Origin of the sequence: Singulisphaera chitinilytica (assembly GCF_049331405.1) — a bacterium.
Lineage (GTDB): Bacteria > Planctomycetota > Planctomycetia > Isosphaerales > Isosphaeraceae > PoT.
This window is the reverse complement of the sequence record NZ_CP186274.1, coordinates 4,551,841-4,575,678: the sequence shown is the minus strand read 5'-3', so window position 1 is coordinate 4,575,678 and position 23,838 is coordinate 4,551,841. Positions and strand designations below refer to the sequence as shown.

Below are 23,838 nucleotides of genomic sequence, written 5' to 3'. Positions count from 1 at the left end.
CCTCGCGAACGTCCGAGCAGGCTCGGCGTTCAATGCTTGGTGCTGGAGCCGTAGTCGACCTTGAGCGGCATGGCCGGCTGGGGTTCCATCCGCATTTGCCGGAACCGCTTGCTCTTCGAGAAGTGGTACTGATCCATGATCACCACGAACGCGGGAACGAGGATCGGACGCACAAGGAAGGTGTCGAGGATCACTCCCAGCCCCAGCGCAAACCCGAGCTCTCGGAGTGCCGTGAGGCTGGCGGTGAGCATCGAGCCGAACGTCCCGGCCATGATCAACCCGCAGGAGCTGATGATACCGCCGGTGTGGGCGATGGCCAGGCGGGTGCCTTCCTTGACGCCATGCTTGTGCTCTTCTTCGATCACGCGCGACATCAGGAAGATGTTGTAGTCTTCGCCGACCGCCACGAGGATCACGAACAGGAAGAAGCCGACCTTCCAGTCGAGCCCGACCCAGGGGTCGGGTCCGCGATGGAGTGCCCGGAAGACGAGCTCGGTCAGGCCAAGCGAGGCGAGATAACCGAGGATCACCGTCGCGATCAGGTAGAGGCAGATGCCCGGGCGCTTGATGAGGAGGACGAGGATCGCATAGACGCCAATCGTCCCCAGCACGTACATCCGACGCTCGTCGTTCGTCGTTACCTTCTTGAGGTCGTTGACCAATGCCGTCGCCCCGATCAGGCCGACGGAGGTGGCCCCTTCCAGCGCCTGGCCGGGTTCGGAGGCCTTCTTCACCAGGTTAAAGACCGATTCCAGGCCGATGAGGCTCCCCTCGGAGAATGGATCGCTCTTGAAGACGACGTCGATGCGCGTGATATGGTCCGCGTCGTCCTTCGACTTGGCCCTCAGGCTGACATAACGCGCGTTGACCGCGGCCGCGAACGCGTTGTCGACGAACCGCCGTAAGAAGGTTCGCTCTCCCGACGAGACGGAAGGCTTACCCAGCGGCTGGGAGATCGAGCGTACCTCGGCGACGCTGGGAATCTGGGCGATCTGGCGGCTGAGGACTCCGAGCTTGCTTCGGCTTTCCTCGGTCCGGAAGTTCAGCTTGGGATGGTGGAGGAGCACGGCGGTCGGGCTCAACTCACCCACGGCGAAGTAGCGCTGGACCGTCTGGGCACCGACGACGCTGTCTTGATCGGGATTGAGGTCGGCGAGCTGGCTGTAATTGGGCCTCGTGCGGGCGCCGACCATGGCAAACGGGGCGAGCACGAGGACGCATAGCACGAGGATTCGGATCGGATAGCGGACGACAAGGTCCGCGACCCGCATCCAGAACCCGGACATCGGCAATTGTTCGAGGCTCTCGATCTCGCGGTCGGCCCCCGCTTCGTGCTGGGGTTGGCGGAATGGCCAGAAGACCGTCGCACGGAGCCAGTGGAGCAGGACCGGGGCCAGCGTGAGCGCGGCGACGAGTGCAATCGCCAGGCTCAGGGCGATCGCCGGTCCGGTGTACTGGATCTTGGCGAACGTCGAGAACCAGAGCATGCCGAGCCCGACGATGACCGTCCCGGCGCTGGCGACGAGTGCGCCGCCGACTTGGATGATGGCCTCGGAGAGGGCCTCGTCTCTCGAACGGCCCTTAATCAGCTCCTCGCGATACCTGGCGATCAGGAACAGGCAGTAATCCGTCCCTGCGCCGAAGAGCACCACGACGAGGAACACGTTCGTGATGTTGATGACCTGGAAGTTGAGACCAGGCACAGTCGTGAGCAGGGCGATGGCCAGTTTCGAGGCCCAGACCGAGAGCGCGATCGTCAGCAGCGGTATCAGGGCGAGGAGGGGGGATCGATAGACGACGAGCAGGATCACGACCACCAGCGCGATCGTGGCGTAAGTCGTGTTCTCCATGCTCGTCTTGCCGGCCGTGTTCATGTCGTGGCCGACGACGGCGGAGCCGGTGAGTGCGATCGAGAGCCCGGTCGGCGCGGGGGGGAGTTTCTTCAGGACCTGTGTCAGGTATTCGACGGTGGTCCCGGTGGCCTTGGCCAGGTAAGTCCCCTTGAGCGAAGCGATCGTCAGGACCGCCTGGCTTTTTCCATCCTTCCCGGTCCCGATGAACCGAGGGCCGATGACAGGGCTGCGATAGGTCTCGACTTTCTTGATCCCGAGCCCCGGATTGGCGGCGCGGATGCGATTCAATTCAGCAATGAGGCCGTCGACGTAGGCGAAGTCGTCGGGGGTCAGCAGCCCCTTGCGGCGTTCTGTGATGAAGACAATCTGGGAGCTGGAGGCCTCGCCAGGGAAGCCCCGCTCGAGCAGCTCCTGTCCTTCGACGGTGGGATATCCCGCGGGAAAGAAGCGGACGTCGTCGTCCTTGCTGACTTTATCCCAAGGCGGTGCGATCTGGAAAAGCGTGACGGTGACTATCAGCCACCCCAGAACGACCAACCAACCTCGGCGGATGACCACGGCTGCGAGCAATTCGAACATGGGGCAAGTCGCATCCGTAATGCGAAAGCCAGTCGCGCCGAAGATCGTCGCGAAGCCTCGCGATTGTCCGAACCAAGGTGACTTTGGATCGTACTTAAAGTGTACCGAGGAACCATAATGAAACGAGCAAACCCTGTCAAAGGCAAATGAAGGGCTGTCGGCGCTGAGATGACGGCCTGGATGCTCTACGGCGCCGTTGCCGACAAGGGCCTTGCCTTCCGCCTTACAATGACTGAAACTTTGCGAATGGGACGTCGGCGTGCCGTCCCTTTCTTAATCTCTGGGGGGATTGCATTTTCCGTGCCCGCATCATCCGTCCGTGACTTATCGCGCCAGTGGATCGACCTGCTGGCCCCGTATCGCCGTCACCGCAACGACGAACACCTCGAGGCCCTGGTCGAAGAAGCTCTGCGATACACAGGCTTTCATCTCGAGCACGATCTCTCTCGTTCCGACTACTGGTCCAAGGCACCCCTTGGCCGTCGGGTCGCCGTACTCCTGTTCCTGGTCGATCGTCGGATCGTCAGCCGAGAGGTCCTGCAAGGTCGCCGGCTCTATGAGCCGATCCAGGATGCCGAAAAGTGGGTCGCCGAACAAGATTCACTGGCTCCTTACCGCACCCCGACCCTTGAACTGATCGCAGCCCTGCGACGCGAGCAGAACCGTCGCGCCAGGCGCTCCCACTCCTAAGCAGACCCGTCGATCGCCGGCCGCGGAGGGATTCGCGACGGAAATCCAGGTCGATCCTGCAGGATCTTTCGCGACGCTCGCGATTGTTGAGATCGCCCGACGCGCGCAGTACGATCCCCATTCCGAATCAATCGAGCGATGTGCTCCTCTCCCCGCCGGCCGACAGGCAAAGGCAGGGGGGGAGCATCTTGCGGGTTATGTGTTGATCGATGGGGAGTGACTTACCATGCTGATGCGCCGACCGTTCACCCGGCTTCTCGTGCTCCCGCTGCTCGCGGGGCTTACTGCCTTCGTCCCCCTCCGGGGCGACGAGCCCGCCGGGTTTTCCCCCCTCTTCAACGGTAAAGACCTGGCGGGGTGGACCAAGTTCCTCAACCACAAGGACGGTTCCGACCCCCGCGCAGACCCTCGAGATGTCTTCAAGGTCGAGGACGGCGTGATCCACGTCTCCGGCGAAGAGTTCGGCTGCCTCACCACCGAGAAAGAGTACGAGAACTACCACCTCAAGCTGGAATACAAGTGGGGAACCAAGAAGTGGCCCCCCCGCGAGAACGTCGTCCGTGACTCGGGTATCCTCTACCACGTGATCGGCGCCGAGAAGGTCTGGCCGAAGTCGATCGAGTGCCAGATCCAGGAGCACGACACGGGCGACTTCTACCTCGTAGATGGCACGAGCATCACCGTCAAGGGCAAGCGCGAGACCAGCTACCGCAAGAAGACCGAGGACGCCGAGAAGCCGAACGGCCAGTGGAATACGGTCGAGGTCATCTGCGTCGGCGGCAACGCCACTCACATCGTCAACGGCGTGACCGTCAACGAAGGGGTCGAGTCCAGCGTGACCAAGGGGAAGATCCTCCTCCAATCGGAAGGGGCCGAGGTCTTCTACCGCAACGTCGAACTCCGCCCGGTTTCGAAGTGACGAGCCTACAAGGGTGAGCCCGACTAACTCGGGCTCGGGCCGCTCAGGCGGTCAACTCGACGACTTGCGGAGGGGCGTCCGCCAGCGTGCCGCAGGCTGCCTGGATGTCGGCCCCTCCCGAGTATCGACGCACGACGGGCTGGCCGAGGTGCTGGCTGAGTGCGTCGCGAAAGATCGCCATTTCTTCCGAAGTGGGCGGGAGGAACCTCCCGGTCGGGTCGGTGACGTCGATCAGGTCAAATCGGACCGGGGTGTCGCCGATCAGCAGGCCGAGGGCCTCGGCATCCTCGGGTCCGACGTTCTCGCCGCGGATGCACACATAAGAGAGCATCACGCGATCTCGCCTCGCCTCCGCGTGTCGCCTCGCCGCGGCGATGACGTTCGCGATGGGAGTCCTCGCGGCGATCGGAACGAGCCTGGCCCGCTTCTCGTCGGTCGCGGCGCCGAGGCTGATGGAGAGGCGGAACCGATGCCCTTCCGCCGTGAACCGGTCGATCTCCGGGACGAGGCCCACGGTACTGATCGTGATAGCCTTCGCGGAGATCATCCCGCCATAAGAGCAGCGGAGGAGTTCTGCCGACGTCAGCACGCGTTCATAGTTGAGGAAGGGCTCACCCATCCCCATGAACACAACCCCGGTCACGCGTCGGCCCTGGCTCCGCACGATGTCGCGGGCCTGGACCCACTGATCGACGATCTCCCAGGCCTCGAGGTTGCGACGCGTGGTCATCCTCGCGGTCGCGCAGAAGGCGCAGCCCATCACGCAGCCGACCTGCGAGGAGAGGCAGAGGCTCACGGCCCCCTCTTTCTTGAGAGGGATGAGCACGGTCTCGAGAGCCATTCCGTCGTGGGTCACGAACCGGAGTTTCTGGAAGCCGTCGCGAGGGGATGTGACAGTGCGGTCGAGGCTCAGGCGGGGGAGCTCGCCGATCGCGTCGCTGAGCTTGCGAGGGACCTGGAATTCGCGTCCCCAACGCCCCGGGTCGTGGATTCCTCGGCCGAGGATGGCGGAGAGGAGGCGTCGCACGGCGAGTTCGTTCGCACCCAACTCGCTCGCGCGGACGGTCAGTTGTGACGGGGTCAGTCCGCGGGGATCGAGCGACACGAAGCGACTCCTCAAAATCTTGAAAATCTCGTCGACGATTCGACGAATTTTCTTAGAGTAGCGTCCATACGACGCCGACGCCTAGTGCCCTGCACACGTCGATCGATCGAGTTGAGTGGCCGATCCTGAATCGGGTAGGGGTTTGTGCGGAAACGACTTACGACAACGATGCCAGGCAGGAATCGGCCTCTCGAGAATCGAGAAAATTGGTCCCGAAAAGCCAACCTTCTTCGATCTCGCGACGTAAGTAAGTAGACCCAAACCTGAGCCGGCCCGACTCGGGCTGGCTCGTGGCTAGTTTCGGATGCTCATTCCACCCAAGTACAACGTACTTTAGGAGATGTTTTTCACATGAAGCGCAACGTAGTGGCATGGGCCGCGCTGGTCGTCTCCACAGCCGCCCTCATCTCTTCGCGAGGAGTGACCCGCCAGGTTCCCGCCGCACCCGGAATCCCCGCCGAGAGCCAGAAGACTGCAAAGGCACTGTCCGACGCGTTCGTCGCCGTCGCCGACTTCGTCCGCCCCTCCGTCGTCCAGATCAGCGTCGAGCGATCGAGGACGGGTGGTGGTCGTGGTGGAAATCCCTTCCAGAACCCCAATGGCGGCCCCCCGGGCAATGTTAATCCCGAAGATCTGCTCCGTGAGATGATGAAGCGGTTCCGATCCCCGGACCAGGATTTCGGACCCGAGCGTGAGCAGTTCGGCGGCCGTGGCCTAGGGACTGGCTCGGGCTTCGTCTATGACGACGCAGGGCACATCCTGACCAACAACCACGTCGTCGACCAGGGCGGCAAGATCACGGTGACGTTCCACGACGGCACCGAGGCCAACGCGACGGTCGTCGGTCGCGACCCCAAGACCGACGTCGCGGTCATCAAGGTGGAAAGCTCGTCCTTCCGTGCCCTGCCCAAGGGGCAGAGCAGCAAGCTCCGCGTTGGCGACCTCGTCATGGCGGTCGGCTCCCCGTTCGGCCTGAGCCAGTCGGTCACCATGGGCATCGTCTCCGCGACCGAGCGTAACAACCTTGGCATCAACGAGGGGAACGACACCTACGAGTCGTTCATCCAGACAGATGCCCCGATCAACCCGGGCAATTCGGGCGGCCCGCTGGTCGACATGGAAGGCCGCGTCATCGGCATCAACTCGGCCATCATGAGCGGCGGCCGGATGATGGGAGCTGGCGGCGGCAACGACGGCGTCGGCTTCGCAATCCCCATCGACCTCGCCTCCCACGTCGCCGACAAGCTGATCAAGGACGGCAAGATCAACCGTGCCCGCATGGGCGTCCAGATTCAGCAACTCCTCCCCGGGATGGCGAAGAACCTCGGTATCGACGCCAAGACCAAGGGTGCCTTGGTCGGCATGGTCCTCCCCGGCAGCCCCGCGGATAAGGCCGGCCTCAAGAGCGGCGACGTCATCACGGAGTTCAACGGCACCGCCGTGACCAACGTGGCGAGCTTCCGCCTGAGCGTCGCCTCGAGCGACATCGGCAAGCCCGCGACCGTCAAGTACTACCGAGACGGCAAGGAGCACAGCGCCGAGGTCGTCCTGGGCTCGTCCGACAAGGTGGTGTTCGACATCGAACGTGATCAGAAGGAAGGGGCCAAGGAGCCCGAAGAGAAACCGGCCGCCGAGAAGGCATCGCTGAACGACTTCGGACTCGAGGTCCAGGCCCTGACCCCTGAGCTGGCCAAAGGCCTTGGCTTCGCCAAGGAGACCAAGGGCCTCCTGATCAGCTCGGTCAAGGAAGACAGCCCGGCCGACGACGCGGGCCTCAAGCAGGGCATGGTCATCACGCAGGTTGTCCAGGGTAAGCCGCAGGACGTCAGCGACCTCAAGACGTTCCAGGAGTTGAGCAGCAAGTCGAACGAACTGATGCTCTACGTGAAGGCCAACGACGGAGTGGGCACCTACATCAACCTGTCGAAGAAGAAGTGAGCCTCGAAGTAGGTTAGTCGGCGGCTTGATCGAGGCAACTCGTCGAGTCGCCGGCATCCTCTCGAAGAGACTGTAGAAAAAGCTTTAGGGCCGGTCCGGGGAGATTGCTCCTCGGGCCGGCCCTGTTGCTTTATCGATGATCCGGACGATCCCAGATCCAGATGTTGTATCGGGGTGTGGCGGCAGGTGGGTCGGCGGGGCGTCCAGGTGGCAAGAGTGAGTATCGACGCGATCCCCATGGGAAATTGATAAAAGGTCGGAGCCAGCATCGGAATTTCGGTGAGTGGTATCGAAAAACGACGAGGTCACTCTACGGATCATCGGGTTTGTTCGATATAGTAGACGCAGGGTCGAAAGACGTTTTTCCTGCAAGGATGCGGTCGATCGACCGCGATCGTCGCGGACCGACCCGTCGACGCCATCAGTCCCATTCGGAATCGCCAGGATCCTTTGCCGAGATGACGGACCACACCAACAGCCCCGAGTTCGACGAGCCGTTCGATATCGAGGTCGCCCCTCGGGTGCGCGGGCTCCCTCCCTACCTGTTCGGCAAGATCAATGAGTTGAAGTATCGCAAGCGCCGCGATGGGATCGACGTCATCGACCTCGGCATGGGCAACCCGACCGACCCGCCTGACCAGGCTGTGATCGACAAGCTTTGCGAGGCGGCCCAGGACACGAAGAACCATCGCTACAGCGTGGCTTCGGGCGTCTACAATCTCCGTCGAGAGGTCGCCGCCAAGTACGAGGCTCGGTTCGGCGTGACGCTCGACCCCGACAACGAGGTCGTCGCGACGATCGGCTCGAAGGAAGGCTTCAGCCACATGTGCCTGGCCCTCCTCGGGCCCGGCGATACGGCCTTGGTCCCCGCGCCGAGCTTCCCGATCCACGTCCACGCGATCGCCCTGGCCTCGGCCAACGTGATCGCCCTGGATGTCCGGGACTCGAACGAGTTCCTCTCGAACATCGCGCGGGTCTGCGAGAGCCTCTTCCCGAAGCCGAAGATCCTCGTCCTGAACTACCCGCACAATCCCAGCGCGACGGTCGTCGACAAGGCCTTCTTCGAAGAGATCGTCAAGCTCGCTCGCAAGTATCGCTTCTTCGTGATGCACGACTTCGCCTACGGCGACATCAGCTTCGACGGATATCAGGCCCCGAGCTTCTTGTCCGTCCCGGGGGCCATCGATGTGGGCTGCGAGTTCACGACGATGTCGAAGGGCTACAACATGGCCGGCTGGCGCGTCGGCTATGCGACGGGCAACCGTCACATGCTCGGCGCCCTCAAGGCGATCAAGGGCTACTACGACTACGGCATCTTCCAGGCGGTGCAGATCGCCGCGATCGTCGCCCTGCGACATGGCGAGCCCGGTCGGCTCGCGCAGGTCGCCGAGTACCAGATGCGCCGCGACGTCCTGGTCGACGGTCTGAACCGGCTCGGCTGGAACGTCGAAAAGCCCAAGGCCGGCATGTTCGTCTGGGCCCAGATGCCCGAGCCCTGGCGGTCGAAGATGGGCTCGATCGACTTCGCCATGAAGTTGCTGGAAGAGGCGGAAGTCGCCGTCAGCCCCGGTCGCGGCTTCGGCGACTCGGGCGAGGGCTGCCTGCGGCTCGCGCTCATCGAGAATGAGCATCGCCTACGTCAGGCCGTCCGCCAGATCGGCCGCTGCTTGAAGCCCGAGAAGGCCGTCAGCGAGTAACGCGGCTCATCCGTTCCGATCGTCGATCACGAGAAACGAGCAGGGCAGGGGAGCAGGTCAAGGCTCGCCCACCCTGCTCGATTTCGTTCCGGGAATTATCCAGGGGATCTTCAATGGTCGATTGCGCTTATTGCGAACGCCCCTTGATCTGCGAGGCCTGCGGGGCTTCGTACGTGCCCCCGTCCGAGGCCCACTACCAGGCCCTGTCTCGCCCCGAAGTCCCCATCCACTGCCATGCCTGCGAAGCCATCCTCGTCTGTCACTGGTGCAAGACGCCCTACGATGGCCTCGCTGAGGGTGGGGCCGACGAGGATTAAATCCGCTCTTATATTGGCATGTTAGATATGCGCATTTCTAGAAATTGCGATGCTGTCGTGAGCGTCGACTTCATCGGTGGGCGCAAGCGAAAGGGCCTGGCGACACGCGTCCCCAGGCCCTTTCTCGATACGGCTTGATCCAGCAGGCGGGGTCGTCAGACGGTTGGCCTGCCGGTGCTATCCGGCTGCGTCGTCGAATTGGCCGAGTTTCGCGAGGGAGAGGCCGGGTCGATCCGGCCGAAGATCATGCGGCCCGCGCTCGTCTGCAAGACGCTCGTCACGGTGAGGCGGATGGTTTCGCCCAGGTGATATCCACCCTGTTCGGCGACGACCATCGTGCCGTCATCGAGATATCCGATGCCCTGGCCGGGCTCCTCGCCACGTTTCAGGAGCTTGACGGTCAAACCTTCGCCGGGCAGCACGATGGGCTTCATCGCGTTGGCGAGGTCGTTGAGGTTGATGACGTCGACCCCCTGGAGCCGGGCGATCTTGTTCAGGTTGTAGTCGTTCGTGACGACCTTGCCACCGAGGTGTCGGGCGAGGACCACCAGCCGTTGGTCGACCTCGCGGATACCGGTCAATTCGGGGATCTCGGCGTCGTGGATCTGGACCTCGACACCGGTTGACTTCTGCAAGCGGTTGAGGATATCCAGCCCGCGACGGCCTCGGTTGCGCCTGAGCTTGTCGGAACTGTCCGCGATCCCTTGCAGTTCCTGGAGGACGAAGCGAGGGACGATCAAGGGCTGGTCGATGACGTGGGTCTCGGCGACGTCGGCGATCCGGCCGTCGATGACGACCGAGGTATCGAGGACGAGGGGTCTTGAGCCCTTGACGTCCTTCGAAAACTCCATGTAAGGGATGATGAAGCGAAAGTCATCCTTCGTCTGCAGGAGCATGCTCACGCAGACGTAGCAGATGCAGATCATCGTCAAGCTATTGAAGCCGGGTCGGATTTCGGGCCGGAAGTAGCTCGTCAGCGCCGGTTCCATCGCGTTCTTGATGAGGTCGCTCAGGATGACACCGACGATGACTCCGAAATATACGGCGGAAATCGTCTGGATCCGCTTCCTCCGGGTGAAGAGGTCGGTCAGTACGATCCCGATGGCGGCAGCCATCGCTCCGATGAAGACCAGCGAGGGGTTCGCCAACTGCTTGTCACCCACAATCTGGGCGAGGCGAACGCCATAGGCGGCCATCACGAGTACGAACAAGGTTCTTATGATGATCAGGAGCATCGACGGAGACCTTTCTTGCGCGTCGACTCGGCCGGGAGGGAGACGGTTGCCGCGGCGGGAGATCAGCCTGGAGCGGGAGGCGAGGCCCCATCCTGTCCCTGGATCGTCAACTCCGCCACGAGCCGGTCGTAAAACTCTAACAGGCTCTCCACGATGACTTTAGCGTTGGCGAGCACCGGCATGAAATTCGTATCACCATCCCAGCGCGGCACGATGTGCCAATGCAAATGTCCTGGCAGGCCCGCCCCGGACGCACTTCCTTGGTTAAGCCCGACATTATAGCCCTGGGGCCGGAGCACCCGGTCCAGAACCGCCGTCATGGTCCGAAGGGTATCGATCGGCTCGAGCAGGTCCGAACCCGTGAGCTCACCCAGTGTACCACGATGCACGATCGGGGCGACAAGCAAATGCCCGTTGTTATAGGGGAAGCGGTTCAGGAGCACGACACTGTGGGGAGTTCGGCTGACCAGGAGGTTCTCGCGATCCTCCTCGCCACCCAGCGCACGACAAATAAAACAACCCTGATCCGCCTCGACCCCCTTGGGAGACTCGCGAATATATTGAGCGCGCCACGGTGCCCAGAGCCGATCCATGCTACGCCTCCGCGCGGATCGCGGCGCGCTCGCCCGACCCTAAACTATGCGGCTTGCCATCAGCATTTGGGGCAACTAACCCCTTCGCGAATGACGCTATGTAGCGATGATACCACTTCCCGCACGACTTGTCGCGATTCTCTTCCGATTTCAAATCGCGTAGATGATAATTTCGGCTTACTAAGGGGTTGAAAGTCGGCGCGGAGTGGGTTTTATTGAAGCAGTTCACGATCTTGAATGGGATAGAGGCGAGCCCAGGCCCTCCCGGCGATTTCATCGGCGGGCACGAGTTCCAGGCCGCCGGACCGTGAACGGCGAGCGGTGCGAGACGTGTCGGTATTCACGAGGAAATGTTTGGCAGGGACGACATAGGCCATTTCCTCGGGAGGATGCAAAGAATGGCAAGGGGTGGCGAGCCAAAGCCGTTTCCCGTCCACTCGGAGCTGATTCCCGGTCCATTCCACTTCCTGGCCGGGGATCGCCACGATCTGCCCGACTCGTCCATCTCGATAACGCGAGGGGCGGATCCAGATCCACTCGTTTCGAGTCGGGACGTCCTTGCGGTATGCCAAGTAATTGACAAGATACCGGCTCGACGTTTCGCGGTCGGCCTGGTGGCTGGAGGCCGGCCAGGCGACGAGAGACGCCACGCAGACGGCGGGCCCGTAGACGCCAACCGCCAGGCCTCCCGAGGCCGAGAGCCAGGGCATCCAGCGTCCGAATCCGGGGAAGGCGGTCTGACGCATCACATCCACCGTCGAGACGACGTGCGTCCCGAAGGCGAAGGCGAAGACCGCCAGGGCCGTGATCGTCCCCCAGGTGAAGATTCCCACCCCGACCGCCATCACGAACGAACCGAACAAGACCGTCGCCCGCTCACGCTGGTTCCATCGCCACTGCGCATAGCCGGGAACCAAGATCTTGAGCCCGGCCGGAGCCTTCCAGCGCGGAGCCGAGGCCGAATTCGCCACGACCGCCTCTCGCCAGATGATCCGTCCGTTACTCGACATTTCAGAACGCTCCCATCCAAAGTCGGAAAATGGAATTCTAGCCGTACCAAAGCGTAAATTCGGCGCGAACCGCGAAACTTCGGTTACTTTCGGTGGTATATCAGTGGTGCGGGTGAGCGGTTCAAGGCTTAGGACTATTGTACGAGTGTGGCAACCAGATGGAACGCCGTTGTCCCGGGGTTGTCAAAAATGGGCGATTTTTTGAGGACGCTTGGACCTCAATAAGAATTCGATCGCGCGACGGATATTATTTTGTCGCGTTTCCGAATCATCCGCGCCCTTGAATCCCTTCGGGCCACCGGCGATCCGCCAGAGACAATTCACCCTGTTCGAGGCTACGATCGCCCGGCGAGGTTTGTTCGCTGCTGGGGTGAGGAATGGAAAGGCCTTGAAGTGGGGCGATTCTAATCGTCGCCGTCGAGGCTGATAGACCTCGTCTCCCTCGAGAGTTCGGGAAAACCCGAGGAAATCCTAAGTCGTTAAGGTTTGTTCATTCCTCAACTTGTCACCTGAACCGGGCGTGTCGAAACCTCGCAGCAGTTTACGCGAGAGGCCTCGAAAAGACGAGAGGGAGGCCGACAAAATCGCGCGATAATTCCGGATTTCCTCCCGAACCGGGCTTGTCAATCATCGTACTATAAGGGAACAATCCTACCTTGGGGTATTGACCGTCAGTCGGGGAGTGGTAGGATGTTGTTCCTTCGAACATGAGACCTACTCGGGCTCTTCCCATGCCGCACACCTTCTTGCATTAGGCTACTCACTCCAACGCCTTGCAATCGTGTGCCCTCTCGAAGCTGTATCGCAGCTGTCCCCAGCAACCTGCCACTGGAACGGCGGGTTGACCGACCCCGATCGAAACTGAGATCAGTTGACACCTAGGCCGAAGGGGGTTCCACCCTTCGAGACAAGACGTTACCGCACTATGGAAAACCTTCGCAACGTCCGCAATATTGGGATCTCAGCTCACATCGACTCGGGGAAGACCACGCTGACCGAGCGAGTTCTGTACTACGCCGGCCGGATCCACGTGATCAAGGAAGTCCGTGGTGAAGGCGCGGTGATGGACCACATGGAACTCGAGAAGGAACGAGGGATCACGATCACCTCGGCCGCGACGACGGTCCAGTGGCAGGATAAGAAGGTCAACATCATTGATACGCCGGGTCACGTCGACTTCACGGTCGAGGTGGAGCGGTCGCTCCGCGTGCTCGACGGTGCCGTCCTCGTGCTCTGCGCCGTGGCCGGAGTGCAGTCGCAGTCGATCACGGTCGACCGCCAGATGAAGCGGTACGCGGTGCCTCGCCTCGCGTTCATCAATAAGATGGACCGCACGGGTGCGAACCCCGCGAACGTGATCGAGCAGCTCGAGAGCAAGCTCGGCCTCACGACGGTCCCGCTCCAGTTGCCGATCGGCTCCGAGTCGAACTTCGCGGGGATCATCGACCTGATCACCCGAGAGGCCGTCTACTTCGACGGCGAGAAGGGGGACACGGTCCGCCGCGAGCCGCTGCCGGCCGAGTTGGTCGAAGAGACCGAACGCGCCCGTCAGGGGATGCTCGAAGCCCTCTCGCTCGTCTCGGATGAGATCATGGGCCTGCTGCTCGAAGAGCAGGAAGTTCCCCTCGAATTGATCCACAAAACCCTGCGTGAAGGCACGGTCGCCCAGCAGATCTGCCCGGTCCTGATCGGTTCCGCGTACAAGAACAAGGGCGTCCAGCTCCTGCTCGACGCCGTGGCCCAGTATCTGCCGAGCCCGCTGGACCGCGAGGTCTTCGCCAAGGACAACAACAACGGCATGGCCGAGGTACCCCTCTCCGCCGACCCGGATGAGCCGCTCGTCGCCATGGCCTTCAAGCTCGTCGAAGAGCCGTTCGGCCAGGTGACGTACATGCGGATCTACCAGGGCACCCTGCGGAAGGGCGAGTTCTATTACAACGTCCGTCAGCGCAAGAAGGCGCGGATCAGCCGCATCCTTCGCGTCCACGCGGACCAGAAGGAAGACATCGACTCGGCCGGGGCCGGCGACATCGTGGCGGTCATGGGCATCGAGTGCGCGACCGGTGACACGTACTGCTCGGAAGGTATCAACCTGTCCCTCGAGAGCATCTACGCGGCCGATCCGGTCATCGACCTCTCGATCTTGCCCGCCAAGCGAGCCGACTACGACAAGCTTTCCAAGGCCTTGAATCGCTTCATGCGAGAAGATCCGACGTTCCGGGTCCACGTCGACCCCGAAACGAGCGAGACGATCATCTCGGGTATGGGCGAGCTTCACCTGGAAATCTATGTCGAGCGTATTCGTCGCGAGTACAAGGTTGAGTGCACCGTCGGTGCTCCGAAGGTGAGCTACCGCGAGGCCCCGACCAAGTCGACGCCGTTCAACTACAAGCACCGGAAGCAGACGGGTGGCTCGGGTCAGTATGCCCACGTCGTGGGCGTCATGGAACCGCTGGACACGGATTCGCCGGAGCCGTTCGTCTTTGCGAACGAAGTCACCGGCGGCCGCATCCCGAGCGAGTACATCCCCTCCGTCGAGAAGGGGTTCCGCGACTCGCTGCACAAGGGCCCGGTTGCCGGTTACGAGGTGATTGGCGTCAAGATGGTCCTTCAGGACGGTTCGTATCACGACGTCGACTCGTCGGATATGGCGTTCCAGATCTGCGCTCGCGACTGCTTCCGTGAGACGTTCCGCAAGGCCGCGCCGGTCTTGCTCGAGCCGATCATGAAGGTCGAGGTCGAGACTCCGGTCGAATTCCAGGGTCCCGTCACCGGCCAGGTGTCGTCGAAGCGTGGCGTCATCCTGGGTACCGAGAACCGCTCGGGCTTCGCGATCATCTCGGCCGAGGTTCCCCTCTCCGAAATGTTCGGCTACTCGAACGACCTGCGGAGCATGACCCAGGGCAAGGGGAGCTTCAGCATGGAGTTCCTCAAGTACCAGAAGGTGCCCGCCAAGTTCCAGGAAGAAATCGTGAAGAAGGCCCAGGCCGAGAAGGCCACGGCCTGAGCCTGAGACTGGCCGATCCTTCACCTGAAAAACCTGACGCACGCTCGCACACGACCTGTGTGCGAGCGTGCGTTTTTCTTTTGGGTGCGGTTTGCAGGGAGTTGACCTCGGCGCATGGGGCGTGGGATAACACCAATCACCAGTCTCCGGTTGTGAGTTGTCCATTCGCTCTGATCAGGTTCTCTGGCAACGGCCGACCTCCAGGCACGAAGTCCGGGCATCCGCTCGGGTTTCAGGCGACGAAAGCACCGTCGATATTGTGGTTGGCATCCTGCTTCGAGGTAGAAGTCGGGCGGCCGTCGGAGGATTTCCCGCATTCGAGAGCGAACATCCAACTCAGGGAGTAAGGTTCAGGTCCCCGTCCTCGCATGATCGAACCACCCCGGGAAGGAGTGTTTGTCGATGTCTGACATCGAAGACGCCATCGAGCCGATCCTCGCCCCCGAGGCCAAGACCAGGTCGAAGCCGGCTCCTCGCGGTCTGATCATGGCCGTGATGGCCTTGCTCGTCGCGTTCGTCGCTATGCAAGGGCGGTCGCTCTACAGGGAATGGCAGACCCTTCGCGCGGAGCAGTATCGCCTCCGACACACCGAGATCATCGGCTACCTCAACATCTCGCCGCATTACTCCTTCGCCAAGACGCCCGAGGACTGGTTCCACAACGAGGGGGAATTCACCCTCCTCTGGTCGGGCTGGCAACATGGCAACGGTCACCAGTGGTTCCGGGTCAAGCGCGGGGAACTCGAGCAGCAACAACTCTCGCTCCCCATCGGTCGAGACGTCATCCAGGCGATCGACTATCCCCTGATCGAGCGGGGCGGCGGGCGGATCTGGGGCCGGATCCCAACCGACGCCGCCGTGGCGAACCTCGATTATCAAGGGGAGACGACCGCTTATCCCATTCAGGTGCTTGATAAAGTCTGCGTCATCAATGATCAAGTCGGCAATCGACCGTTCCTCGTCTCTTTCAATCCGCTCTCGCCGGGCGGGCCCGTCCACGTTTACGACCCCATGCTGAAGGGGCATCGCGTGACGATGGGGGTGAGCGGCTACACTCAGAATCGCAAGGTCATCCTCTACGATCGAGGCTCCGAAAGCCTCTGGATCGAGGATGATGCCAGGCAAACTCTTCGTGCCATCGCCGGTCCGAGCCGAGGCTGCGAGCTCGGCCTCCTCTGCACCCCGACGCTCGAGGACTGGGGCGACTGGCAGTCCGAACATCCTCAGGGACGCCTTCTTGTCGGCGCCGACCGTTCGAAAGTCGTCCCCATCGACTAGGGCCTGAAATGGAGTCGTTCGGGACGCGCAGAACATCGGCTTGCGTGTCTCTTTTTTGAAGAGAGACACGTCCCATAATCGGGATCTGCACGATTTTACGAGGCTCGTCTGGGGTTCAACGCGTCCTACGAACCCGCAACGCCTCGATCGTCCCATGTCGAAGGACGACGATAAGTCTCGTCGGACCGAGAGCAGAGCTTGACGGTCGGTTCCGGGACGCTAACCTGGAACGTGTTGAGAAGCGACGACCGCGCCGATCTGTGGGCCGCGTCGACTGCGGTTGAGGGCGGCTCGCGACGGCGGTCCCGGACGCATGAGCCTCCCCGCAATCCCTTCGCAAGCTCGCCACGATGGGCGATCCTGGCCCAGCACCTCCCCAGGGAACCACGGAAGTGACGCCGACGGACCCGAAGACCTTGCGATCCGGTCCGGATTTCGACCGGGACCTTGCCCAGTCACTCCGAAATCGAATCGCCGATCGCTCGGCGCGGGTCGGAGTGATCGGTCTCGGTTACGTCGGGCTGCCGCTCGTCGAGCTGTTCGCGTCGCAGGGGTTCACCGTCCTCGGCTTCGACGTCGACGAGAGCAAGGTGGTCCGCCTCCAGGCCGGCGAGAGCTACATCGGCCACATCAGCAGCGAGCGGATCCAGGCGCTCCGCGACGGCCACCGATTCGAGGCTTCGGCCGACTTTTCCCGACTATCCGAGGTCGACGCGATCCTGATCTGCGTCCCGACCCCGCTGGGAACCCACCGCGAGCCCGACCTCTCGGCAGTCATCGTGACCGGCAGGGCGATCGGAGCCTATCTTCGCCCAGGACAACTCGTCGTCCTCGAGAGTACGACCTATCCCGGCACGACCCGCGACGTGCTCCGGCCTCAGCTTGAGGCCCGCGGACTCAGGGCAGGGGGGGACTACTTTCTCGCGTATAGCCCCGAGCGCGAAGACCCCGGGAATCCGCGGTACTCGGCCGCCAACATTCCCAAGGTCGTGGGGGGCTGGGATCCGACGAGCGGCGAACTGGCCCAGGCGCTCTACGGTGCCGTCGTGCCGAGCGTGGTTCCCGTCTCGTCGTGCGAGGTCGCCGAGGCCTGCAAGATCCTCGAGAACACCTATCGCGCGGTGAATATTGCTCTCGTCAACGAACTCAAGATCGTCTTCGATCGCATGGGGATCGACGTCTGGGAGGTCATCGACGCCGCCAAGACCAAGCCGTTCGGGTTCCAGGCCTTCTACCCCGGCCCCGGCCTGGGAGGGCACTGCATCCCGATCGACCCCTTCTACCTGACCTGGATTGCACATACGTACGGATTGCACACGCGTTTCATCGAGCTCGCGGGCGAGATTAACACCGCAATGCCGCATCACGTCGTCGACCGGGTGATCTCGGCCCTGAACGAGCAAAGCAAACCGCTGAAGGGGAGCCGGATCCTCATCCTGGGGGCCGCCTACAAGCCGAATGTCGACGACTGTCGCGAGAGCCCGGCGGTCGAGCTGATGGAGTTGCTCCAGGAACGAGGGGCGATCATCTCCTATAGCGATCCCCACGTCCCGGCCTTGCCGCCGCTCCGGGGATATACGATCCGGCTCGAGAGCACGCCGATGACGCCGGAGACGCTCGAATCCCAGGATTGCGTCCTGATCGCGACCGATCACAGCCTGTTCGACTGGGATCTGGTCGTCCGCCATTCCAGGCTCCTCGTCGATACGCGGGGCGTCACGCGTGGTCGTGTCAAAGGGGTCAATACGACCATCGTCGGCGCCTGAGAACGGCCGACGCTACTGGACCTGTTGCCGAAAGGATCTCGTCGGATGCGTGTCCTGATCACCGGGGGGGCTGGCTTCATCGGCTCCCACCTTTCCGACGCCTATCTCGAGCGCGGCGACGAAGTCTTCGTGCTCGATGATCTCTCCACCGGCAGCATCGAGAACATCCGCCACCTCCGCAAGCGGCCGAAGTTCCATTACACCGTGGACTCGGTCCACAACCAGCCGGTCGTCGCCGAACTCGTCGACCAGTGCGACGTGATCTTCCACCTGGCGGCGGCGGTCGGCGTGAAGCTGATCGTCGAGAGCCCCGTGCGGACGATCGAGACGAACGTCCACGGCACCGAGGTCGTCCTCGCCCAGGCGAACAAGAAGAAGAAGAAGGTCCTCATCGCGTCGACCTCCGAGGTCTATGGCCTGAGCAATCAGGTCCCCTTCCGCGAGGACGGCAACCTCGTGATGGGGGCGACCACGAAAGGGCGCTGGAGCTATGCCTGCTCCAAGGCCATCGACGAGTTCCTCGCCCTCGCCTACTATCGCGAGAAGAAGTTGCCGACCGTGGTCGTTCGGCTCTTCAACACCGTCGGCCCGAGGCAGACGGGGCAGTACGGCATGGTGATCCCTTCCCTCGTGAAGCAGGCTCTCGCAGGCAGGCCGCTCACGGTCTATGGCGACGGTAAGCAAACCCGTTGTTTCGCACACGTCGCCGACGTCGTCGATGCTCTCATCAAGCTGATGGACCACCCCGATGCAGTGGGGCACGTCTATAACATCGGCTCGACCGAAGAGGTCTCAATCGCGACCCTCGCCGAGCGGGTCAAGGCGGCGACGGGCTCCGACTCCGAGATCGTCTACATCCCCTATTCCGAAGCGTACGAGGCCGGCTTCGAAGACATGCCCAGGCGTGTGCCGGATACCTCCAAGATCGCGGCGCTGGTCGGGTTCCAGCCTCGTCGTACCCTGGCGGAGATCCTCGAGAGTGTCATCGCCTTCACACGCGACTCGTCTTCGACGGCCTGATTTGATCGAGCGTGTCGCAGGGCACCGCGGGCAAACTCGGGTTATGCCAAGCCGGGGCTGATGGTATTCTGCGACATCTTTCGCACCAGGTCTTCGATCCAGGGACGGATGTGGGCCGTGTCATCGATCTCGCATGAAATTGGGCTGTCGGTCCAGGCCGAGGAGCCGGACCTCAGTGTCGTGATCCCTCTCTTCAACGAGGAAGAGAACCTCCACGAGTTGCACCGACAGCTCACCGTGGCCCTCGAGCCCCTCGGGATCTCCTACGAGATCTTGCTCGTGGATGACGGGAGCCGCGACGGCACTGCGCGGCTCATGAGGGAACTGCAGCGCCGGGATCCGAGACTGGCGACGCTCTTCCTCAGCCGGAACTTCGGCCATCAGGCCGCGGTCTCCGCGGGGCTCGACCATGCCCAGGGGCGTGCGGTTGTCGTGATGGACGGCGACCTGCAGGATCCGCCCGAGCTTCTGCCCGAGATGTACCGGCTCTGGCTCGAAGGCAACGACGTCGTCTACGCCGTCCGCCGAACCCGGAAAGAAAGCTGGCCCAAGCGGCTCGCGTACGCGACCTTCTACCGAGTGCTGCGCGCGTTGAGCGACCTCGATATCCCCCTCGATAGCGGCGACTTCGGTCTGATGGATCGCCGGGTGGTTGATGTCCTGAGATCGCTGCCCGAGCGTCGCAGGTTCGTCCGAGGTCTCCGCACGTTCGTCGGATTCCGTCAGGTCGGCCTGCCTTACGATCGCCCGGCGCGGGCGGAGGGGAAGTCGAAGTACTCGCTTCCCGCCCTCTTCGGCCTGGCCGTCGACGGGCTGGTCAGCTTCAGCGGCTATCCGCTTCGTCTGGTGACCTATCTCGGGATCACGACCGCGAGCTTCGCCGCGCTGATGATGGCCTGGGTTTTCCTCGACGCCTTCCACAACCAGACCGCGCCTCGAGGCTGGGCGAGCACCATCGTGGTTGTCCTCTTCATGGGCTCGATCCAGCTCGTGAGCCTGGGGATCATCGGCGAGTACATCCGGCTGATCTTCCTCGAAGCCAAGGGGCGACCGGCCTACGTCGTCCACGAGTATCAACCTTCCCAGTCCGAGCCCGCGAGCCGACCCACGTTGCGGCTCGACTCGGCCCGCTCGCTGCTCCCTGGGCCTCACCGTCATCCCCGTCGACCCAAGGCCAGGCGACGGCCTGCGTCCGAATTGGCCGCCCGAAAGACCGATCCTGCAGGGGTTTCCGACCCCTGCGAAGAAACCCCTCGATCCCCGCAAATCTTCGACCCGGAAGGCGACCGCCGCCGGGACGGGTAGCGCCTTGACGCCACTATACGGGGGCGTTAATCTTTGTCCTTTCATGAGTTTACGAACAATGCGGCAGGCCGCGCGTGCCGAAACGCGTCCGCGACGGTTGCCGGGGATCCGATCCACGCGACCCAGGGAGTTAGCATTACCGATGGCCGATTCGCAGAAGTACGTCTACTCGTTCGGCGGGGGCAAGGCCGACGGCAAGGCCGACATGAAGACCCTGCTCGGCGGCAAGGGGGCCAACCTCGCCGAGATGAGTGTCATCGGGATCCCGGTTCCTCCCGGTTTCACGATCACCACGGAAGTCTGCGCGCAGTACTACGAGAACGGTAAGAAGCTCCCCGACGCGGTCAAGCCGCAGGTCCAGGAAGCGATCGCCAAGGTGGAGGCCATGGTCGGCTCCAAGCTCGGCGATCCCTCGGATCCCCTCCTCGTCTCCGTCCGGTCGGGTGCCGCGCTCTCCATGCCCGGCATGATGAACACGATCCTCAACCTCGGCCTCTCCGACGTGGCCGTGGAGGGGCTCGCCAAGAAGACCGGCAACCCCCGGTTCGCCTACGACGGCTACCGCCGCCTGATCGACATGTTCGGCTCGGTCGTGATGGGCGTCGATCATGAGCACTTCGAGCACGAGCTCGACTCGCTCAAGAAGCAGCGCAACGTCGCTCTCGACACCGACCTCTCCGGCGACGACCTCAAGATCCTCGTCGAGAAGTACAAGGCCGTCTACAAGAAATACACCAGTACCGACTTCCCCCAGGACCCCATCGAGCAGCTCTGGGCGGCGATCATGGCCGTCTTCAATAGCTGGGAAGGGAAGAAGGCCGTCGAGTACCGCCGGATCGAGCGGATCACCGGCCTGAAGGGGACCGCCGTCAACGTCCAGGCCATGGTCTTCGGCAACATGGGCGGCGACTCGGGCACCGGCGTGGCCTTCACCCGCGACCCGAACACCGGCGAGAACGTCTTCTACGGCGACTACCTGATCAACGCCCAGGGCGAAGACGTCGTCGCGGGTATCCGCACCCCCGAGCCGATCAGCCGGCTCAACGACGAGATGCCCAAGGTTTACGAGCAGCTCTTGAAGATTCGAGAGAACCTCGAAAACCACTACAAGGAAATGCAGGATATCGAGTTCACCGTCCAGGAGGGGAAGCTCTACATGCTTCAGACCCGGACGGGCAAGCGAACCGGTACCGCCGCCGTCCGCATCGCCGTCGAGATGGTCGGCGAGAAGCTGATCGACGAGGATACGGCGATCAAGCGCGTCAGCCCGGATAGCCTGAACCACCTTCTTTTGCCGCAGCTCGACCCCAAGTCGAAGCTCAAGGCCGTCGCGCAGGGGATCGCGGCCAGCCCCGGTGCCGCCACTGGTAAGGTCGTCCTCTCGGCCGAGGCTGCTGTCCAGTTCGCCGTCGATCATCCGAATGAGCCGATCCTGCTCGTCCGCAAGGAAACGAGCCCTGAAGACGTCGCTGGCATGAACCTCGCCAAGGGCATCCTCACGGCGACCGGTGGAAAGGCCAGCCACGCCGCGGTCGTCGCCCGCGGTTGGGGCAAGCCCTGCGTCGTCGGCTGCGGTGCCCTCCACATCGACGAGAAGGCCGGGACGGTCACCGTCGCCGGTCAGGTCGTCAAAGCGGGTGACTTCATCACCATCAACGGGACCAATGGCGACGTGATGATCGGGCAGGCCGCGACCGTCGACCCCGAAGTCAGCGGCGACTTCGCCACCCTCATGGCCTGGGCTGACAAGAAGCGCAAGCTCAAGGTCCGAACCAACGCCGATACTCCGAAGGACGCCAAGAAGGCCCGCGACTTCGGCGCCGAGGGGATCGGCCTCTGCCGCACCGAGCACATGTTCTTCGAAGGCCAGCGCATCGTCGACATGCGTAAAATGATCCTGGCCGACGACGAGGCCGGTCGCAAGTCGGCCCTCGCCGCCCTCGAGCCCTACCAACGCGAGGACTTCATCGGCCTCTTCGAGGCGATGGCCGGCCTGCCGGTCACCATCCGCCTCCTCGACCCGCCGCTCCACGAGTTCCTCCCGCACGACGAGGCCGGCCAGGCCGAGGTCGCCAAGCAGCTCAACGTGCCGATTGAGAAGGTGCGTCGTCGCGTGGAGCAGCTCCACGAGTCGAACCCGATGCTCGGCCTTCGCGGCTGCCGCCTCGCCATCCTCTACCCCGAAATCGGCGATATGCAGGTTCGGGCGATCATCGAGGCGGCCATCGCCGTCAAGAAGAAGGGGATCGACGTCCTCCCCGAGATCATGATCCCGCTGGTCGGCACCATCGAGGAACTCGCCTTCCTCAAGAAACGTGCCGTGGCCATCGCCACAGAGATCATTGCGGTCGAGAACGTGAAGGTCGACTACCTGATCGGCACCATGATCGAGGTGCCCCGCGCCGCCCTCACGGCCGACCAGATTGCCGAAGAAGCCGAATTCTTCTCGTTCGGCACCAACGACCTGACCCAGATGACGTTCGGCTTCAGCCGCGACGACATCACCTCGTTCGTTCCGACCTACATCGACCAGAAGATCCTCAAGGTCGACCCGTTCCAGTCGCTCGACACCGTTGGCGTCGGCCAACTCGTCATCATGGGCGTCGACAAGGGCCGGGCAACCCGTAAGGCCAAGGGCGAACACCTCAAGGTCGGCATCTGCGGCGAGCACGGCGGCGATCCCGACAGCGTGGCCTTCTGCCACAAGGTCGGCCTCGACTACGTCTCCTGCTCTCCGTTCCGCGTCCCCATCGCCCGCCTCGCGGCCGCCCAGGCGTCGCTGGCCGACGGTGAGGCGATCAGCCGCGATCGTTGAGCCTGGTTGTCCGCAACCTGATGTTCAAGACAAAGGCCACCCCCTAACCGGGGGTGGCCTTTTCTACTTCGAACCTACATGCCGACTTGATTGGAAATTCGATAAAGTCTTGATGTATCAATGTTTTTTGCGAATTAAATTGAAAGATTGAAAACATGCGGCTATCGAAATGTTTGCAAGCCCGATTCTTGCCGGATGAGATCTTCCCTCCACGACGACTGATGTAGGCGGAGGACTCGTCGATGGGTTGGGCCGGTTGGCGCGAATAGTCCGTGACGTGGGGTTCGTTGAAGTCCTGGCGCTGTAGTTTCTTCTTGCCTAAGTTTCGCAGTCTAGCAATAGTGTCTGACCAAAGACGGGTCTCTGGGCCATTTTCGAGTTTGATGGGGCTGCGATTCCCCAATTTTCTCGGCCACGGCGGCCCTTGTCCTGTGGTCCGGAAGGGGAGTCTGTAACCGTTCGGAAATCGATTTCGATTGCTTGTCGTCGTGTCAATGCTGTGGTAACGTTGACTTTATCGATTCTGTCATCTCCATCATGCGGCCGATGTTGTGATTGATCGCTTGATCGTCCTCGCCCCGCTGACTTTCGGAATTGACGTCCCATTTCAATCTGGCACGGGCTGAGCGAGGCCACGACCCCGCTTGGGGATGCCATTGCGCTGGCATCATGCGGATTTGGTCCTAGGCTTACGCTTGGTGAGTCTTTCGG

At 62.4% G+C, this 23,838-nt stretch carries 16 protein-coding genes; 11 read left to right on the top strand and 5 right to left on the bottom strand.

Going from position 1 to position 23,838, the window contains the following annotated elements; genetic code table 11:
• Positions 1–29: 29 nt before the first annotated feature.
• Complete coding sequence (locus tag ACOYYX_RS18175; protein WP_422931329.1) at positions 30–2,432, bottom strand: MMPL family transporter; 2,403 nt, start codon at positions 2,430–2,432, stop codon at positions 30–32.
• Between the two features lie 300 nt (positions 2,433–2,732).
• Here ACOYYX_RS18175 and ACOYYX_RS18170 point away from each other — a divergent pair, with 300 nt between their 5' ends.
• Together ACOYYX_RS18170 and ACOYYX_RS18165 are read left to right on the top strand one after the other, a co-directional pair.
• Positions 2,733–3,122, top strand: a complete 390-nt coding sequence (locus tag ACOYYX_RS18170) for a hypothetical protein (RefSeq protein WP_422931328.1) — start codon at positions 2,733–2,735, stop codon at positions 3,120–3,122.
• Between the two features lie 226 nt (positions 3,123–3,348).
• Positions 3,349–4,041 carry a 3-keto-disaccharide hydrolase gene (locus tag ACOYYX_RS18165; protein WP_422931327.1) on the top strand — a complete coding sequence of 231 codons (693 nt, stop codon included), beginning with the start codon at positions 3,349–3,351 and terminating at the stop codon, positions 4,039–4,041.
• A gap of 43 nt (positions 4,042–4,084) precedes the next feature.
• On the opposite strand, the gene rlmN is transcribed toward ACOYYX_RS18165, so the two are convergent.
• Positions 4,085–5,146 carry a 23S rRNA (adenine(2503)-C(2))-methyltransferase RlmN gene (rlmN, locus tag ACOYYX_RS18160; RefSeq protein WP_422931326.1) on the bottom strand — a complete coding sequence of 354 codons (1,062 nt, stop codon included), beginning with the start codon at positions 5,144–5,146 and terminating at the stop codon, positions 4,085–4,087.
• Positions 5,147–5,497: 351 nt separating this feature from the next.
• On the opposite strand from rlmN, the gene ACOYYX_RS18155 reads away from it, so the two are divergent.
• From ACOYYX_RS18155 to ACOYYX_RS18145, 3 genes are all read left to right on the top strand, one after another.
• Positions 5,498–7,084, top strand: coding sequence for a trypsin-like peptidase domain-containing protein (locus ACOYYX_RS18155; RefSeq protein ID WP_422931325.1), 1,587 nt, complete (start codon positions 5,498–5,500; stop codon positions 7,082–7,084).
• A 458-nt stretch (positions 7,085–7,542) separates the two neighbouring features.
• Positions 7,543–8,781: an aminotransferase class I/II-fold pyridoxal phosphate-dependent enzyme gene (locus ACOYYX_RS18150; protein WP_422931324.1), complete on the top strand. Its 1,239-nt coding sequence runs from the start codon at positions 7,543–7,545 to the stop codon at positions 8,779–8,781.
• 113 nt (positions 8,782–8,894) lie between these two features.
• Positions 8,895–9,098: a hypothetical protein gene (locus ACOYYX_RS18145; protein ID WP_422931323.1), complete on the top strand. Its 204-nt coding sequence runs from the start codon at positions 8,895–8,897 to the stop codon at positions 9,096–9,098.
• 155 nt (positions 9,099–9,253) lie between these two features.
• Here ACOYYX_RS18145 and ACOYYX_RS18140 read toward each other — a convergent pair whose 3' ends face one another.
• The 3 genes from ACOYYX_RS18140 to ACOYYX_RS18130 form a co-directional block, all read right to left on the bottom strand.
• Positions 9,254–10,333 carry a PIN/TRAM domain-containing protein gene (locus tag ACOYYX_RS18140; protein WP_422931322.1) on the bottom strand — a complete coding sequence of 360 codons (1,080 nt, stop codon included), beginning with the start codon at positions 10,331–10,333 and terminating at the stop codon, positions 9,254–9,256.
• 62 nt (positions 10,334–10,395) lie between these two features.
• Positions 10,396–10,926: an HIT family protein gene (locus ACOYYX_RS18135; protein ID WP_422931321.1), complete on the bottom strand. Its 531-nt coding sequence runs from the start codon at positions 10,924–10,926 to the stop codon at positions 10,396–10,398.
• A 212-nt stretch (positions 10,927–11,138) separates the two neighbouring features.
• Complete coding sequence (locus ACOYYX_RS18130) at positions 11,139–11,936, bottom strand: S26 family signal peptidase (RefSeq protein WP_422931320.1); 798 nt, start codon at positions 11,934–11,936, stop codon at positions 11,139–11,141.
• 925 nt (positions 11,937–12,861) lie between these two features.
• Between ACOYYX_RS18130 and fusA the strand changes: the two genes are divergently transcribed.
• From fusA to ppdK, 6 genes are all read left to right on the top strand, one after another.
• Positions 12,862–14,943 carry an elongation factor G gene (gene fusA, locus ACOYYX_RS18125; RefSeq protein WP_422931319.1) on the top strand — a complete coding sequence of 694 codons (2,082 nt, stop codon included), beginning with the start codon at positions 12,862–12,864 and terminating at the stop codon, positions 14,941–14,943.
• A gap of 402 nt (positions 14,944–15,345) precedes the next feature.
• Positions 15,346–16,221 carry a DUF3179 domain-containing (seleno)protein gene (locus tag ACOYYX_RS18120; protein WP_422931318.1) on the top strand — a complete coding sequence of 292 codons (876 nt, stop codon included), beginning with the start codon at positions 15,346–15,348 and terminating at the stop codon, positions 16,219–16,221.
• Positions 16,222–16,613: 392 nt separating this feature from the next.
• Entirely contained in the window at positions 16,614–17,987 is a 1,374-nt protein-coding gene (locus ACOYYX_RS18115) for a nucleotide sugar dehydrogenase (RefSeq protein WP_422931317.1), read from the top strand.
• 45 nt (positions 17,988–18,032) lie between these two features.
• A complete protein-coding gene (locus ACOYYX_RS18110) occupies positions 18,033–19,007 on the top strand; it encodes a GDP-mannose 4,6-dehydratase (RefSeq protein WP_422931316.1) in 975 nt (324 codons plus the stop codon).
• A gap of 117 nt (positions 19,008–19,124) precedes the next feature.
• Positions 19,125–20,312, top strand: a complete 1,188-nt coding sequence (locus tag ACOYYX_RS18105) for a glycosyltransferase family 2 protein (protein WP_422931315.1) — start codon at positions 19,125–19,127, stop codon at positions 20,310–20,312.
• A 142-nt stretch (positions 20,313–20,454) separates the two neighbouring features.
• Complete coding sequence (ppdK, locus tag ACOYYX_RS18100; RefSeq protein ID WP_422931314.1) at positions 20,455–23,127, top strand: pyruvate, phosphate dikinase; 2,673 nt, start codon at positions 20,455–20,457, stop codon at positions 23,125–23,127.
• The last annotated feature ends 711 nt before the right edge of the window (positions 23,128–23,838 follow it).

What these genes read in the sequence shown, in the direction of transcription:
- ACOYYX_RS18155 (WP_422931325.1), top strand. Translation starts at nt 5,498, where the DNA reads ATGAAGCGCAACGTAGTGGCATGGGCCGCGCTGGTCGTCTCCACAGCC.
- ppdK (WP_422931314.1), top strand. Translation starts at nt 20,455, where the DNA reads ATGGCCGATTCGCAGAAGTACGTCTACTCGTTCGGCGGGGGCAAGGCC.
- ACOYYX_RS18165 (WP_422931327.1), top strand. Translation starts at nt 3,349, where the DNA reads ATGCTGATGCGCCGACCGTTCACCCGGCTTCTCGTGCTCCCGCTGCTC.
- ACOYYX_RS18175 (WP_422931329.1), bottom strand. Translation starts at nt 2,432, where the DNA reads ATGTTCGAATTGCTCGCAGCCGTGGTCATCCGCCGAGGTTGGTTGGTC.
- ACOYYX_RS18110 (WP_422931316.1), top strand. Translation starts at nt 18,033, where the DNA reads ATGCGTGTCCTGATCACCGGGGGGGCTGGCTTCATCGGCTCCCACCTT.
- ACOYYX_RS18120 (WP_422931318.1), top strand. Translation starts at nt 15,346, where the DNA reads ATGTCTGACATCGAAGACGCCATCGAGCCGATCCTCGCCCCCGAGGCC.
- ACOYYX_RS18145 (WP_422931323.1), top strand. Translation starts at nt 8,895, where the DNA reads ATGGTCGATTGCGCTTATTGCGAACGCCCCTTGATCTGCGAGGCCTGC.
- fusA (WP_422931319.1), top strand. Translation starts at nt 12,862, where the DNA reads ATGGAAAACCTTCGCAACGTCCGCAATATTGGGATCTCAGCTCACATC.
- ACOYYX_RS18135 (WP_422931321.1), bottom strand. Translation starts at nt 10,926, where the DNA reads ATGGATCGGCTCTGGGCACCGTGGCGCGCTCAATATATTCGCGAGTCT.
- ACOYYX_RS18150 (WP_422931324.1), top strand. Translation starts at nt 7,543, where the DNA reads ATGACGGACCACACCAACAGCCCCGAGTTCGACGAGCCGTTCGATATC.
- ACOYYX_RS18140 (WP_422931322.1), bottom strand. Translation starts at nt 10,333, where the DNA reads ATGCTCCTGATCATCATAAGAACCTTGTTCGTACTCGTGATGGCCGCC.
- ACOYYX_RS18130 (WP_422931320.1), bottom strand. Translation starts at nt 11,936, where the DNA reads ATGTCGAGTAACGGACGGATCATCTGGCGAGAGGCGGTCGTGGCGAAT.